This window comes from Paenibacillus endoradicis (assembly GCF_024721975.1).
Genome location: NZ_JANQBB010000001.1, coordinates 634,004 through 648,890 on the forward strand (window position 1 = coordinate 634,004; position 14,887 = coordinate 648,890).

Annotated in this window: 13 protein-coding genes; 12 read left to right on the forward strand and 1 reads right to left on the reverse strand. The window is 38.0% G+C overall.

Going from position 1 to position 14,887, the window contains the following annotated elements; all coding sequences use genetic code 11:
• The first annotated feature begins 36 nt into the window (after positions 1-36).
• Both NV377_RS02815 and NV377_RS02820 read left to right on the forward strand, forming a co-directional pair.
• The gene (locus tag NV377_RS02815; RefSeq protein WP_258199643.1) at positions 37-744 is read left to right on the forward strand and encodes a class I SAM-dependent methyltransferase; all 708 of its coding nucleotides are present in this window, start codon (positions 37-39) and stop codon (positions 742-744) included.
• A 53-nt stretch (positions 745-797) separates the two neighbouring features.
• On the forward strand, positions 798-1,265 hold the full coding sequence (locus tag NV377_RS02820; RefSeq protein WP_258199644.1) for a hypothetical protein: 468 nt from the start codon (positions 798-800) through the stop codon (positions 1,263-1,265).
• A 25-nt stretch (positions 1,266-1,290) separates the two neighbouring features.
• Here NV377_RS02820 and NV377_RS02825 read toward each other — a convergent pair whose 3' ends face one another.
• A complete protein-coding gene (locus NV377_RS02825; RefSeq protein ID WP_258199645.1) occupies positions 1,291-2,838 on the reverse strand; it encodes a YifB family Mg chelatase-like AAA ATPase in 1,548 nt (515 codons plus the stop codon).
• A 935-nt stretch (positions 2,839-3,773) separates the two neighbouring features.
• On the opposite strand from NV377_RS02825, the gene sucC reads away from it, so the two are divergent.
• The 10 genes from sucC to flgC all read left to right on the forward strand — a co-directional run bounded on the left by sucC (position 3,774) and on the right by flgC (position 14,884).
• Positions 3,774-4,934: an ADP-forming succinate--CoA ligase subunit beta gene (gene sucC, locus NV377_RS02830; protein ID WP_258199646.1), complete on the forward strand. Its 1,161-nt coding sequence runs from the start codon at positions 3,774-3,776 to the stop codon at positions 4,932-4,934.
• Positions 4,935-4,985: 51 nt separating this feature from the next.
• Positions 4,986-5,918, forward strand: coding sequence for a succinate--CoA ligase subunit alpha (gene sucD / locus NV377_RS02835; protein WP_258199647.1), 933 nt, complete (start codon positions 4,986-4,988; stop codon positions 5,916-5,918).
• Between the two features lie 318 nt (positions 5,919-6,236).
• Positions 6,237-7,361 (forward strand): DNA-processing protein DprA, encoded by a 1,125-nt coding sequence (dprA, locus tag NV377_RS02840; RefSeq protein ID WP_258199648.1) that lies wholly within the window; start codon positions 6,237-6,239, stop codon positions 7,359-7,361.
• A 28-nt stretch (positions 7,362-7,389) separates the two neighbouring features.
• A complete protein-coding gene (gene topA / locus NV377_RS02845) occupies positions 7,390-9,486 on the forward strand; it encodes a type I DNA topoisomerase (protein ID WP_258199649.1) in 2,097 nt (698 codons plus the stop codon).
• 117 nt (positions 9,487-9,603) lie between these two features.
• On the forward strand, positions 9,604-10,923 hold the full coding sequence (gene trmFO / locus NV377_RS02850; RefSeq protein ID WP_258199650.1) for an FADH(2)-oxidizing methylenetetrahydrofolate--tRNA-(uracil(54)-C(5))-methyltransferase TrmFO: 1,320 nt from the start codon (positions 9,604-9,606) through the stop codon (positions 10,921-10,923).
• Between the two features lie 102 nt (positions 10,924-11,025).
• Complete coding sequence (hslV, locus tag NV377_RS02855; RefSeq protein ID WP_258199651.1) at positions 11,026-11,571, forward strand: ATP-dependent protease subunit HslV; 546 nt, start codon at positions 11,026-11,028, stop codon at positions 11,569-11,571.
• A 20-nt stretch (positions 11,572-11,591) separates the two neighbouring features.
• The gene (hslU, locus tag NV377_RS02860; protein ID WP_258199652.1) at positions 11,592-12,995 is read left to right on the forward strand and encodes an ATP-dependent protease ATPase subunit HslU; all 1,404 of its coding nucleotides are present in this window, start codon (positions 11,592-11,594) and stop codon (positions 12,993-12,995) included.
• 28 nt (positions 12,996-13,023) lie between these two features.
• Positions 13,024-13,791 carry a GTP-sensing pleiotropic transcriptional regulator CodY gene (gene codY, locus NV377_RS02865; protein ID WP_258199653.1) on the forward strand — a complete coding sequence of 256 codons (768 nt, stop codon included), beginning with the start codon at positions 13,024-13,026 and terminating at the stop codon, positions 13,789-13,791.
• Between the two features lie 211 nt (positions 13,792-14,002).
• Entirely contained in the window at positions 14,003-14,422 is a 420-nt protein-coding gene (flgB, locus tag NV377_RS02870) for a flagellar basal body rod protein FlgB (RefSeq protein WP_258199654.1), read from the forward strand.
• 3 nt (positions 14,423-14,425) lie between these two features.
• Positions 14,426-14,884: a flagellar basal body rod protein FlgC gene (gene flgC, locus NV377_RS02875; RefSeq protein WP_258199655.1), complete on the forward strand. Its 459-nt coding sequence runs from the start codon at positions 14,426-14,428 to the stop codon at positions 14,882-14,884.
• Positions 14,885-14,887 lie beyond the last annotated feature (3 nt).

Below are 14,887 nucleotides of genomic sequence, written 5' to 3' on the forward strand. Positions count from 1 at the left end.
AGGGATTAAGAGAATAATCTAATGGAGCTGAATTTAATGAAGCAGCTTGAAGAAATAAGATTGAATGAGAAAGCTTATCATGATTATTGTTACAGTCAAAATAAGCTATTTGAAGAAGGATCATGGTTAGGTAAACCAGCTAAAAGTGTGGTTGATGTAATGGAGTTCTTTAATGGTGAAAATCATTTGAGAATATTAGATTTAGGAAGTGGTGTAGGAAGGAATAGTATACCTATTGCCCAAAAATACGGTCATCAGATTGAGAAAATAATTGGTGTAGATTTAATAGAATCAGCAAAATATTTTGCCGATCAGTATGCAAAGCTATACGAAGTGGGAGATAAGATAGTAACGGTTGTGTCGGATATAAGTAAGTTCGATATAGTTATAGATGATTTTGATTATATTTTTGCAGTATCTAGTCTTGAACATATCGAAAGTATAGAAGTATTTGAAGAGGTTTTGCAACATATTATTGAGGGAACAACAACTAATGGTATAAATGCATTTATAATAAACTCCAATATAACGGAATACTCGTTGACATCAAATAGATTTCTAGAACCAAGTTTTGAGATTAGATTTGAAACTCAACAATTACTAGACATGTTAAAAGTCAAATATGCAAGCTGGAATGTGATTAGACATGACATTAAACCTTACGAAGTTAAGATTAATAGAGATAAAGAAGAGGTACTCTTGAGAGGCGATGCTGTAACGTGGATCGTCAATAAAACTCATTGAATACAGCTACCCAATTAACAATCTATTTCAACTAGATATGGCGGAATGAAAATATGAAGAAAAAATGGATAGTGAGTGGTATTATCGTAATTGCATTGATATACGTTTTATATGGTTATCATCGTCCGCAATATGTAGAGTTAAGTTTCAACAGTGTTATCTTTTCACTTGATAGTGATTTTGAAAAATCTATTGAGGTTTCTATGAAAGGAGAGCTTTATAAAAGTCTAGTAGGGAATGGTATGTTTCGAGGTGAGTTGAGTGCGGAGGAAGATTTGAAGTACAATGTCAAACTGACAGAGGAAGGTAATCTTTTCGAAGGCTTTATTATTGTAAAGGATTCAAATAAAAATACTATAATCATTGGTACAGTTAATGTCTCTCCTAAGTTAGATAAAATATGGATCCAATTGGATGATGTGAATGAGCGATATTCATTGACAGAAGGGTATATAGCTGGGCCTGCTAGTAATGTAAGTAAAGCAAAACAGATTGCTAGTATGATTTTCGAGGGAAAATAAGTAAAAGATTTTATGGGACATTCAACTATAAATGTAGCTGAATGTCTAGTTTTCGATACTGAATCGCTTCAGCGACATGCTCTAAATGCACATCAATACATCCTGCAAGATCAGCAATGGTACGGGCAATTTTAATAATTCGATCATATCCACGCATACTCATTCCTAATGCTTGAAACGCATTTTCAATCAATTCATGTGCCTCTTCTGGCAACTTAACTAACTGCTTAATACCTTGAGTCGTTAACTCACTATTATAATTGAATGCATATAGACGATATCGTTGCTGTTGCAATGTAACTGCTTGCTGAACTAATTTACGCATTTGCTCAGACGTCATTGCGAGGTCTTCTTTGGAAGGAACAAGTGAAGTGGGTCGAGCAACATCAATTTGTAAGTCAATACGATCCAATAGCGGCCCAGATAGCTTAGCTCGATAGCGATGAATCATTGCTTGTGTACAGGAGCAACTCTGTCCTTCACGTTCAAATCCATAATATCCACATGGACACGGATTATACGATGCAGCTAGTAGAAATGAAGCGGGAAATGTAATATGACTTCTTGCTCTAGATATCGTTACCGTATGTTCTTCCATTGGTTGACGAAGTAACTCTAGCACTTGCCGTGAAAATTCTGGTAGTTCATCAAGAAACAGTACTCCATGATGAGATAGAGTGACTTCACCGGGTTTAGGAATACTGCCACCTCCGATGAGACCGCCGACTGAAATGGAATGGTGTGGGGAACGGAATGGTGGTGCAGTAAGAAACTCAGAGGTTTGCGGAGGTAATTTCCCAGCAACACTATAAATTTTGGTTACTTCAAGTGCTTCAACTTCCTGAAGAGGAGGCATAATACTAGGTAGTCGACGCATTAGCATTGTTTTACCAACGCCTGGTGGACCCGCTACAATAATGTTATGACGACCAGCAGCGGCAATTAATAATGCTCGTTTTGCTTCCTGTTGACCAACGACATCACATATATCGATATCTTGCCTATGAACTTTATTAGTAGAAGCTTGATTCCGGGCTTTCTGATGCAAAGCTAGTAATTCCTCTGATGTTACATAATTGATATTTTCTAATTCTCGTAAATTAGTAATGGGACACAATAATAGTCCAGAAATGAGTGAAGCTTCGAAAGAATTCACATGTGGTAATATGATTTTCGTAATGCCAGCTGCTTTTGCATATTCTAGCATGGCAAGAATGCCGTGAACGGGTCTAATATGTCCGTCTAATGATAATTCACCAACAACTAACGATCCTGAAAGTTCGCAGTTGATTTGCTTAGATGCCTTCAGTATACCTGCTGCAATCGCAAGATCTAGCCCTGTTCCTTCTTTCTTCATATCAGCAGGTGCGAGATTGATCGTTATCCTTTCCAAAGGAAATTGATAATTACTATTACGAATAGCTGAACGTACACGCTCAACTGATTCGCGTATTGCGGAATCAGGCAATCCAACTACGTTGATTTGCGGTATTCCGCTCGTTATATCAACTTCTACCGTAATTCCACGTCCGTTTACTCCAATAACAATTGCACTAGCAAGTGATGTGTACACAAAAAGCACCCCCAATGGTTAGATTGGAGGTGCTTCCTCAATTTATCTATTCATTTAATAATAAGTAGCATACAAAAATTTGTCAATTAGAGGTTAGTAGGGGGTATGTTTACTGGTGGACGTTTTCTCAAACTTGCTCATGTAATTTGGGGTTTGGTGAGTTAAATTGTAACAGACCTCAAAATTATGTTCTATGCGAGAAAAATATGAAGAAACAGCAAAATAGACCTCGAAAATATGGTCTATGCGAGAAAAATATGAAGAAACCGTGCAACAGACCTCAAAATTATGGTCTATGAGAGCAAAATATGAAGAAATCGCGCAACAGACCTCAAAATTATGGTCTATAAGAGAAAAATATGAAGAAACCGCGCAATAAACCTCAAAATTATGGTCTATGCGAGCAAAATATGAAGAAACCGTACAACAGACCTCAAAATTATGGTCTATGCGAGAAAAATACGAAGAAATCGCGCAATAGACCTAGAAATTATGGTCTATGCGAGTAAATAAATGAAAAAACAGCACAATAAACCTCAAAATTATGGGCTATGAGAGCGAAATATGAAGAAACCGCGCAACAGACCTCAAAATTATGGTCTATGCGAGTAAAATGCTAAGAAACAGCACAATAAACCCAAAAATTATAGTCTATGAGACTAACCTCTGGATAAAAATACAATTAGGTTATCATAAACTTTAACCCAATAAGTTAGTGAAAATACCTTAATATGCAATTATATAATGAAAAGTAGCATATATAACTGCATAGAAAGTGGAAATTTATCAACGATATCAAAAAGAGATCATATCAATAGCAAAATAAGCTCACTCTTTTTCTAGAAATAAGAGATAATCATGGAGAAAGATGTTACAATGTAAGCAGTTTCTTTGTACATATTACTGTAATAGTCAGTGAAATGGAGGATTTCAACATGAACATCCATGAGTATCAAGGCAAAGCTGTACTAAAACAATATGGCGTATCCGTTCCCGAAGGGAAAGTAGCTTTCACAGTTGATGAAGCTGTACAAGCTGCGCAAGAACTAGGGACTTCGGTAGTTGTCGTTAAAGCCCAAATTCATGCTGGTGGCCGCGGTAAAGCCGGTGGAGTAAAAGTAGCAAAAAATCTTGACGAAGTTAGAGCTTATGCAAGTGAAATTTTAGGCAAGGTGCTAGTTACTCATCAAACTGGTCCAGAAGGCAAAGAAGTTAAGCGTCTTCTGATCGAACAAGGTTGTGACATTAAGAAAGAGTACTACGTTGGTGTAGTTCTTGATCGTGCCACAGGTCGTGTAACGTTTATGGCATCAGAAGAAGGCGGTACTGAGATCGAAGAGGTTGCTGCCAGTAATCCAGAGAAAATTTTCAAAGAAGTGGTTGACCCTGCGATCGGTTTACAGGCTTTCCAAGCTCGTAAATTAGCATATGCAATCAATATTCCGAATGAACTAGTTAACAAAGCTGCTAAATTCATGCTTAGTTTATACAGCGCTTTCGTGGAAAAAGATTGCTCTATTGCCGAAATTAACCCTCTAGTTGTAACAGGTGATGGCAACGTAATGGCATTGGATGCGAAATTGAATTTTGACTCTAATGCATTGTACCGTCACAAAGACATTTTAGAACTTCGCGATCTTGAAGAAGAAGATTCTAAAGAAATTGAAGCATCCAAGTATGACCTTAGCTACATTGCACTTGATGGCGACATCGGATGTATGGTTAATGGCGCAGGACTTGCGATGGCGACAATGGATATAATTAAACATTACGGTGGAGACCCAGCTAACTTCCTAGATGTTGGGGGCGGTGCGACTACTGAAAAAGTAACAGAAGCATTCAAGATTATTCTGTCTGATGAAAAAGTTAAAGGTATTTTCGTGAACATTTTTGGCGGCATTATGCGTTGTGATGTTATCGCAAACGGTGTGGTAGAAGCTGCTAAGCAAATCGGCCTAGATCGTCCACTTGTCGTTCGCCTTGAAGGAACGAATGTGGAACTAGGAAAGCAGATTCTTAATGAATCTGGTCTGAATATTGTTGCGGCTGATTCCATGGCAGATGGCGCGCAAAAAATTGTAGCTCTAGTGAAATAGAACTGCATTTCTCGAGTAAATACACGAAAACATTCAGAGGATGTGAGATAAGTGGCTATTTTGGTTAATAAAGATACAAAAGTTATTACTCAAGGTATCACTGGTGCTACTGGTCTATTCCATGCAAAAGGTGCATTAGACTATGGCACGCAAATGGTTGGTGGCGTTACACCTGGTAAAGGTGGAACATCAGTGGAGATTACACTTGAGAATGGTGATGTAGCTACATTACCAGTATTTAATACAGTATCACAAGCGGTTGAAGCTACAGGTGCTACTGCATCTGTTATCTACGTACCGCCTGCTTTCGCAGCTGAAGCTATTATTGAAGCAGTTGATGCAGGACTTGAACTTGTTATCTGTATTACAGAAGGTATTCCTGTACTTGACATGGTTAATGTAAAACGTTATATGGAAGGTAAAGATTCCGTATTAATCGGACCTAACTGTCCAGGCGTTATTACTCCAGGCGAGTGCAAAATCGGTATTATGCCTGGTTATATTCATGCTCCGGGTCATGTAGGTGTAGTGTCTCGTTCTGGAACGCTTACTTATGAGGCTGTTCATCAATTAACTACTCGTGGTATTGGTCAATCGTCTGCGATTGGTATCGGTGGAGACCCTGTTAAAGGTTCTGAGTTTATCGATATTTTGAGTCGCTTTAACGATGATCCTGAAACTTATGCAGTAATTATGATCGGTGAGATCGGCGGAACTGCAGAAGAAGAAGCTGCTGAGTGGATTAAAGCTAATATGACGAAGCCTGTAGTAGGTTTCATTGGTGGTGCAACTGCTCCTCCAGGGAAACGTATGGGACATGCTGGAGCGATTATTTCTGGTGGTAAAGGTACCGCTGCTGAGAAAATTACTACGCTTGAAGCTTGTGGAATTAAAGTAGCACCTACACCATCTGAGATGGGTTCAACTCTAGTATCTGTACTAGAAGAACAAGGTCTACTTGAAAAATGTATTACAGTGAAATAATGATATAGATCTATAAGTTAAGTTCAAAAAGTGGGCTTTTAGAACCGAGAATATGAAGTGTACTTTCCAAGTTCGCTTCATATTCGACGTCGAATAAATTGCGAAGCTAATCATCGTTATCAAAGTCTACTTTTTGAACAATCTCTGTAAGGCAAGCAGCCTTATCTCTTTCAATTGAAAGGGGTAAGGCTGCTTTTTTTATGAAATATTTAGAAAATTTAAGCAATTTACGATGCAAGACTTGCAATCTGCCTCTATATTAAGGCACAATATGAGAGTGCTAGTGCAAGCTCTTGTTCATAACGGAGGAGTATTCACATGAACAATGATCCGTATAAACACTTTATGATCGAGCTTTCCGAAGTAGCAGGTGTTGGTTGGCATACAATGAAACTTATTATAGATAACAATCTTTATGAGGAAGATGTATGGCATGTTGAACGATTACAACAACTTGGAGTAAAGGCACAAACTTCTGAAAGATTATATCAATTTAGAAGCAATTATAATTATGAGAGTAATGAAGAAAGAGTAACTCATCAACTACGGAATCGATATAGCTGTATTACCTATTGGGATGATCGATATCCAGAAACGTTGAAACAAATTGCTCAGCCACCTTGGATTCTATACGTTCGTGGCCGACTAGAACTACTTCAGAGACAATCGTTAGCTATAGTTGGCACTAGATATCCTACGAGCTATGGTAAACAGTGTACAAAGCTATTCAGTGGACAATTTGCAGAACAAGGTTTAACGATTGTGAGTGGTTTTGCTAATGGTGTTGATACCATTGCTCACAAAGAAGCGTTAGCATATCTAAGTTCAACGATTGCAATATTACCTACAGCAATAACTCAATGCTATCCTGCTAACAATTATGAATTATATGAACGTATAGGAGAAGAAGGTTTACTTCTATCTGAAAGTGTACATGCTTCACCTGTACACCCTGGTCAATTTCATCAGCGTAATCGAATTATTGCAGGCTTAAGTCTTGCTTCTATTATAATAGAAGGAGAACGAAAAAGTGGTTCGATGATTACAGCAAAGCATGCAATGGATATGGATCGTGAACTATTTGCGGTACCTGGACCTATTAATTCAGCAAAAAGTGATGGACCAAACTTTCTTATTCATAATGGATATGCTAGAATGCTATTGTCCTCACATCAATTGTTTGAGGAATTACCATGGTTAAAAAATATTGTGAATAGTCAACATGCTAATGAACCGAATCTCCAAAAGAAGAACAAATTATTATATGAATTGTCTGAGGATGAAGTTATTATTGTTACATTGCTGAGAGAAAATTCCCTCTCTATTAATGAGATTTTTAATATTACTAATATTCCGTTTGGACATTTGAACGTTCTTCTGCTAAATTTATGTATAAAACAATTCATAGAACAACATCCTGGTTCAATATATATTGCACTGTAATTTGTTTCTAAAAGAGGAGGCACCTCGTATGGCAGATTCGTTAGTCATTGTAGAATCACCCGCCAAAGCCAAAACGATTGGTAAGTATTTAGGTAGTAAATATATTGTCAAAGCGTCTATGGGACATATTCGTGATTTACCTAAAAGTCAAATTGGTGTTGAAGTGGAAAATGATTTTAACCCGAAATACATTACGATTCGTGGTAAAGGTAGTGTATTAAAGGAACTGAAAGACGCAAGTAAAAAAGTTAAAAAAGTCTATCTCGCAGCCGATCCCGATCGCGAAGGAGAAGCGATTGCTTGGCATTTGGCTCATTATCTAGATATCGATGAGACAGATTCCTGTCGTGTAGTATTCAATGAAATTACAAAGCAAGCGGTAAAGGATGCATTCAAATCGCCGCGCGCTATTAATATGGACTTAGTTAATGCACAACAAGCAAGACGTATTTTAGACCGATTAGTGGGCTACAAGATTAGTCCGCTATTATGGAAAAAAGTTAAAAAAGGTCTATCAGCTGGCCGAGTACAATCGGTAACGGTGAAAATGATTCTTGATCGTGAACACGAGATTGATGCTTTTATTCCAGAAGAATATTGGTCAATTACTGCAAAACTTGAACACCAAAAACAGAATTTTGAAGCGAAGTTCTATGGTTTGAACGGTAAGAAGAAAGAACTTTCCAATCAAAATGATGTTGATGAAGTGCTAGCTGCTATGGCAAATGATAAGTTTACTGTAGCTGAAGTGAAAGAGAAAGAAAGATTAAGAAATCCTTCTCCACCTTTCATCACAAGTTCATTGCAGCAGGAAGCGGCTCGTAAGCTTGGATTTAGAGCTTCTAAGACGATGAGCGTTGCGCAACAGCTTTACGAGGGTGTAGAGCTTGGTAAGGAAGGTACAGTCGGTTTGATTACGTATATGAGAACCGATTCCACTCGTATTTCTCCTATTGCGCAAGAAGAGGCTCGTGAATATGTGACCAACAAATACGGTGCTACGTATATTCCAGATGAACCAAGACAATATTTGAAGAAAAACAGTAACTCACAAGATGCGCATGAAGCGATTCGACCAACATCTATTATTCGTGATCCAGAAACGATGAAACCTTTCTTGTCTCGAGACCAATTCAGACTGTACAAATTAGTCTGGGATCGTTTTGCTTCAAGTCAGATGTCATCTGCTGTTCTTGACACAATGACAGTTGATTTCAACAGTGGGTCAGCAACTTTCCGTGCTACAGGTTCAAAAATTAAATTCGCAGGATTTATGAAAGTATATGTGGAAGGTAACGATGATGATACGGTAGAGGAGTACACTTTACTTCCTGCACTATCCATTGGTGAAAAACTTGATCCAGAAACTATTGATCCAAAGCAACATTTCACTCAACCACCACCGAGATATACGGAAGCAAGACTTGTGAAAGCGCTGGAAGAGTTAGGTATCGGTCGACCAAGTACGTATGCTCCTACATTAGAAACGGTTCAAAAACGTGGCTATGTGGCATTAGAGGAGAAAAAGTTTTTTCCTACAGAACTTGGAGAATTAGTCATTCAGCTTATGGAAGAATTCTTCCCTGAAATTTTGAATGTTGAGTTTACTGCCAATATGGAAGGGAACCTTGACCATGTGGAAGAGGGAACGGAAGATTGGGTTAAAATTTTAGCTGACTTCTATGAAACTTTTGAGAAGAGATTAGAAGTAGCTGAAGAAGAAATGAAAGAAATTGAAATTCAAGATGAGGTATCTGATGAGCTTTGTGAGAAGTGCGGCAAACCATTAGTATACAAAATGGGACGCTTCGGAAGATTTTTAGCATGTTCTGGATTCCCAGATTGTAGAAATACGAAACCTATCGTGAAAGATATTGGAGTTACTTGCCCGAAATGTAATAAAGGACATATCGTCGAAAGACGAAGTAAAAAGGGTAGAATCTTCTTTGGTTGTGATTCTTATCCAGAGTGTGATTATGTTTCATGGGATAAGCCTACAAACAAACCTTGTCCAAATTGTAATGAGGTACTTGTCGAAAAGCGTAATCGAAGTGGCGCCAAACTAAAATGTGTAAGTTGTGATTACTCGGAAGAAATTATCGAGGATGAGAACGAAGAACTATAACATAGTTATGTATAGATCGTAATACCTATATGTAACGTCATGTCCTCCCATTCTTTGGGAGGATATTGTCTTTCTATACTTAAAACTAGAGAATGTGATTTGAGAGGATGAAATAGATTGAGCAATCAGAAAGTAATTGTTGTAGGTGCAGGTCTAGCGGGTAGCGAGGCAGCTTGGCAAATCGCTGAGCAAGGCGTTGAAGTTATTCTATATGAGATGCGTCCTGTAACAAAAACTCCTGCACATCATACGAACCAATTTGCTGAGTTAGTATGTAGTAATAGTTTGCGAGCAAATGGTTTAAGTAACGCGGTTGGGGTATTGAAGGAAGAAATGCGTATGCTGGATTCCATCATTATCAGTAGTGCTGACCAACATGCTGTTCCAGCTGGAGGGGCATTAGCAGTTGACCGTGACGGTTTTTCTGGGGAAATCACGAATCGTTTGCGCAATCATCCGCTAATCGATGTTCGCAATGAGGAAGTAACGGAAATTCCTGAGGACGGAATTGTTGTCATTGCTACAGGACCATTAACAGCAGAATCATTGTCTAAGCAAATTCAAGGATTACTTGGAGAAGAGTATTTCTATTTCTACGATGCAGCAGCTCCTATCATTGAAAAAGATTCCATTGATATGGATAAAGTATACTTAGCATCTCGTTATGATAAAGGTGAAGCTGCCTATTTGAATTGTCCGATGACTGAAGATGAATTCAATGCATTCTATGATGAATTAGTAACTGCTGAGGTTGCTCAATTAAAGGAATTTGAAAAGGAAGTATACTTTGAAGGTTGTATGCCTATCGAAGTTATGGCCACTCGTGGTAGACAAACGATGTTATTCGGCCCTCTAAAGCCGGTAGGACTTGTTAATCCTCATACAGATAAATTGCCACATGCCGTTATTCAATTACGTCAAGATAATGCTGCAGGAACTCTATACAATATGGTAGGCTTCCAAACGCATTTGAAATGGGGAGAGCAAAAACGTGTGTTCTCAATGATTCCTGGACTTGAAAATGCGGAGTTCGTACGTTACGGCGTTATGCATCGTAATACATTTATCAATTCACCCAGCTTGATGCGTCCTACGTATCAAACGAAACAAAGAGAGAATTTATTCTTTGCGGGTCAGATGACAGGTGTAGAAGGATATGTTGAGTCAGCAGCTTCAGGATTAATCGCTGGTATAAATGCAGCGAAACTTGCAAAAGGTGAACCTTTAGTGCAATTGCCTGTACAATCAGCGCTTGGAAGCATGGCTGAGTACATTACAACAGCTGATTTCAAACATTTTCAACCAATGAACGCAAACTTTGGTCTGTTTCCACCACTTGAGAATAAAATTCGAAATAAGAAGGAAAAAAATGAGGCGATCGCAAATCGCGCATTAGAGCATATTCAACAATTTAAGGATGAGCATTTCGGTAGATAATTCCAATCTATGTGTTAATAAAACCTGTATTGGGAAAAGTTACTTTATATCCTTGAGAAGTTACTCAAAAAGTACATGAAAAGTTTGGAGGAGGCGTAAAAGATGGAAATGCAATTTCATGCGACAACGATTTGTGCTGTAAGACACAATGGCAAAGGTGCTATTGCTGGTGATGGGCAAGTGACCTTTGGTAATTCAATGGTCATGAAGGGAACGGCAAAGAAAGTACGTCGTTTGTACCGTGGTCAAGTTGTATCAGGTTTTGCTGGCTCTGTAGCAGATGCTATTACGTTGTTTGAAAAGTTTGAAGCTAAACTAGAAGAACATCATGGTAATTTGCAACGTGCAGCAGTTGAACTTGCCAAAGAATGGCGTTCAGATCGTGTCCTTCGTAAACTGGAAGCGATGATGATTGTAATGGACAAAAGTGGAATGTTATTGATTTCAGGTAATGGTGAAATTATCGAACCTGACGATGATGTTATTGCCATCGGTTCAGGTGGATCTTTTGCTTTATCGGCTGCAAGAGCGATGAAACGTCATGCTCCTGACATGGAGGCTAAGGATATTGCCCATGGAGCTTTGGAGATTGCAGCAGAAATATGCGTTTATACTAATCACAATATTGTGGTAGAAGAAATATTATAGAGTAGCGGAGGCGATGAGGAATGGATAACAAAGCTCTGACACCGCGTCAAATTGTTGCGGAACTTGATAAGTATATTGTTGCTCAAAAAGATGCAAAACGTTCAGTGGCGGTTGCGCTACGTAATCGTTATCGTAGAAGTATGTTAGATGAAAGCCTTCGCGATGAGATTGTTCCGAAAAATATTCTTATGATCGGACCTACAGGAGTCGGGAAGACGGAAATTGCAAGACGTCTTGCTAAATTAGTGAAAGCGCCATTTGTGAAGGTGGAAGCTACTAAATTTACTGAAGTAGGTTATGTTGGACGTGATGTTGAATCGATGGTCCGCGATTTGGTTGAAGTTGCGATTCGTATGGTGAAAGTTGAAAAAACAGAAGTCGTTAAAGCTGAAGCTGAAAAACTTGCTAATGAGCGAATTGTTGAACTACTGGCACCTTCACAAGTTAAACCTAAATCTAACAAAAACCCATTCGAAATGTTGTTTGGTGGTAATAACTCTGATGATTCCGAACGTGATAAAGAAACAGAGATTGATCATGGACTAGCAGAGCGAAGAACAAAAGTTAAGGCTGATCTTGAAGCAGGTAGACTTGAGAATGAGCAAATCCAAATTGAGGTAGAAGATAGTTCTCCCAATATGATGGATATGTTGAGTGGTCAAGGTTTAGAAAATTCTGGGATGAACATGCAAGATATTTTAGGTTCACTAATGCCTAAAAAACCTAAGAAGAGAAAGTTGCCTGTAAAAGAAGCAAGAAAAGTACTCACACAAGAAGAAGCTACTAAACTTATTGATATGGATGAAGTCATCGCAGAATCTGTTATTCGTGCTGAGCAGAGTGGAATTATTTTCATCGATGAAATCGATAAAATTGCTGCACCGTCTCGAGGATCAGGCCCAGATGTATCGCGTGAAGGTGTCCAAAGAGATATTTTACCGATCGTGGAAGGCTCTACGATTATGACGAAGTATGGACCTGTTAGAACTGACTATGTGCTGTTTGTTGCAGCTGGTGCATTCCATATTGCAAAACCTTCAGATCTTATTCCTGAGTTACAAGGGCGCTTCCCAATTCGTGTCGAATTAACTTCTCTTACTGAAGAAGACTTCGTTAACATTTTGACAGAACCAAAAAATGCATTGACGAAGCAATATACCGCATTATTGGAAACTGAAGGTATTAAAATTGACTTTACTGAAGATGCGATTAAAGAAATTGCTAAAATAGCAGCAGATGTGAATCGGAATATGGAAAATATCGGTGCTAGAAGATTGCATACTATTCTCGAAAAATTGTTAGAAGATCTTTCATTTGAGGCTCCTGAATTAACGTTAGAACATATGCAAATTACTCCTGAGTATGTTAGAGCTAAGCTAGGGAACATTGCAAAAGATCGTGATTTGAGTCAATATATTTTGTAGCAGCATTAGATTTGGGAGGCAATTGGTAATGAGTTTATTGAATAAAACACGAACTTTGAATCGTTTATTACAGCGTGCAGCAGGTAAGTCAGTTAACTTTAGAGAAATGGCTGAAGTGCTTTGCACGACGATTCAGTCCAATGTGTTCGTTGTTAGTCGTCGAGGTAAAGTGCTCGGTTGTGCTGCTTTAGATATTTATGCACATGATTATTTACGTGCTTTGAACTCAGATGAACTTAGATTTTCTAATGAAATGAATGCTTTGTTCTTAGAGTTCGCAGAAACAAACACAAATGTTTCTATGGAAAAAATGGATTCTGAATTAATTGTCAGATTAGGTGATCAAGAAAATATGACTATTGTCCCAATTATCGGTGGGGGCGATCGGCTTGGTACATTATTACTTACGCGTATGAAAGCAGAGTTTACCGATGAAGACCTAGTTCTTGCGGAGTACGGTAGCACAATAGTTGGTATGGAGATATTAAGAGAGCGCAGCGAGGAGATCGAACAAGAAGCTCGTAGCAGAGCGGTAGTTGCTGTAGCAATTGGATCACTGTCCTATAGCGAATTAGAAGCGGTGGAACATATTTTTGAAGAACTTGATGGTAAAGAAGGGTTGCTTGTAGCTTCGAAGATAGCGGACCGTGTAGGTATTACACGTTCAGTTATCGTAAACGCACTTCGCAAATTAGAGAGTGCAGGAGTTATTGAAACGCGATCTCTAGGAATGAAAGGTACTTACATTAAGATACTGAATATACAATTATTACAAGAATTAGAAAAACAAAAATAAAGACTAGTAGAACATACACCCCAAAAGCCCTAGTTAATAAATAAAATAGGGCTTTTTTCTTATTGTAATAATTTAGGGAATTCTTGATTATATAGATATATCTTTCGACGAAATATTATAAATTTTTAATATTTTTTGTTATGAAATAGAGGATTTTGACATCTATATGTTGAATCAGAACATTACGAGCAGTAAGAAAGTGGTGAAATGAATGAAACTTTTGAATAGTACCTCTTTTCAAAGAATGGAATCTGCACTATATAATGCTGAAGCAAGGCAACGTGTAATATCTAATAACATTGCCAATGCAGAGACTCCTAATTTCAAAAGATCAGAGCTTCTCTTCGAAAATATAATTGCTGATGCAATGGGTGAAAACTCTACATCTTCCTTAAAAGGTCAAATAACGAATGATCGTCATATTGCGATTAACGGTGGTAAACTTGGTTTGCCAACTGCAAAACTTGTAACAGACACAACGACTGCAATGAATTCTACAACGAATAATAATGTTGATCTTGATGCAGAAATGACATTACAAGCTAAAAATCAACTTAATTATAACTTGTATGTACAACAGTTGAATCATGAATTTTCAATGATGAGAATTGCGATTACAGGGGGGAAATAATAGATGAAACTTACTAATGGTTTTGACATTAGTGCATCTGCTTTAACAGCGAACCGTATGAGAATGGATGTTATTTCGTCGAATGTCGCCAATGCCGAAACGACTAGAGGTAGCTTTGTCAATGGTGAATATGTTCCATATAAAAGGAAAATGGTGGTCATGGATGCAAAGGAATCATCCTTTGCATCTGTCCTTAATAATACATTGAATGGAAAGCAACAAAGTAAATTGTTAAATGGTGTAAATGTGACAAAAATCATAGAAGACACTTCTCCAACTAAGTTAGTCTATAATCCGGCTCATCCTGATGCTAATGCGGATGGCTATGTCAACATGCCAAATGTTGACATTGCAACTGAGATGGTTGATATGATAGCTGCTGTTCGAGCGTATGAATCGAATGTTACAGCTCTAAATGCTACGAAATCAATGTTTATGAAAGCACTAGAGATTGGGAAATAGTTT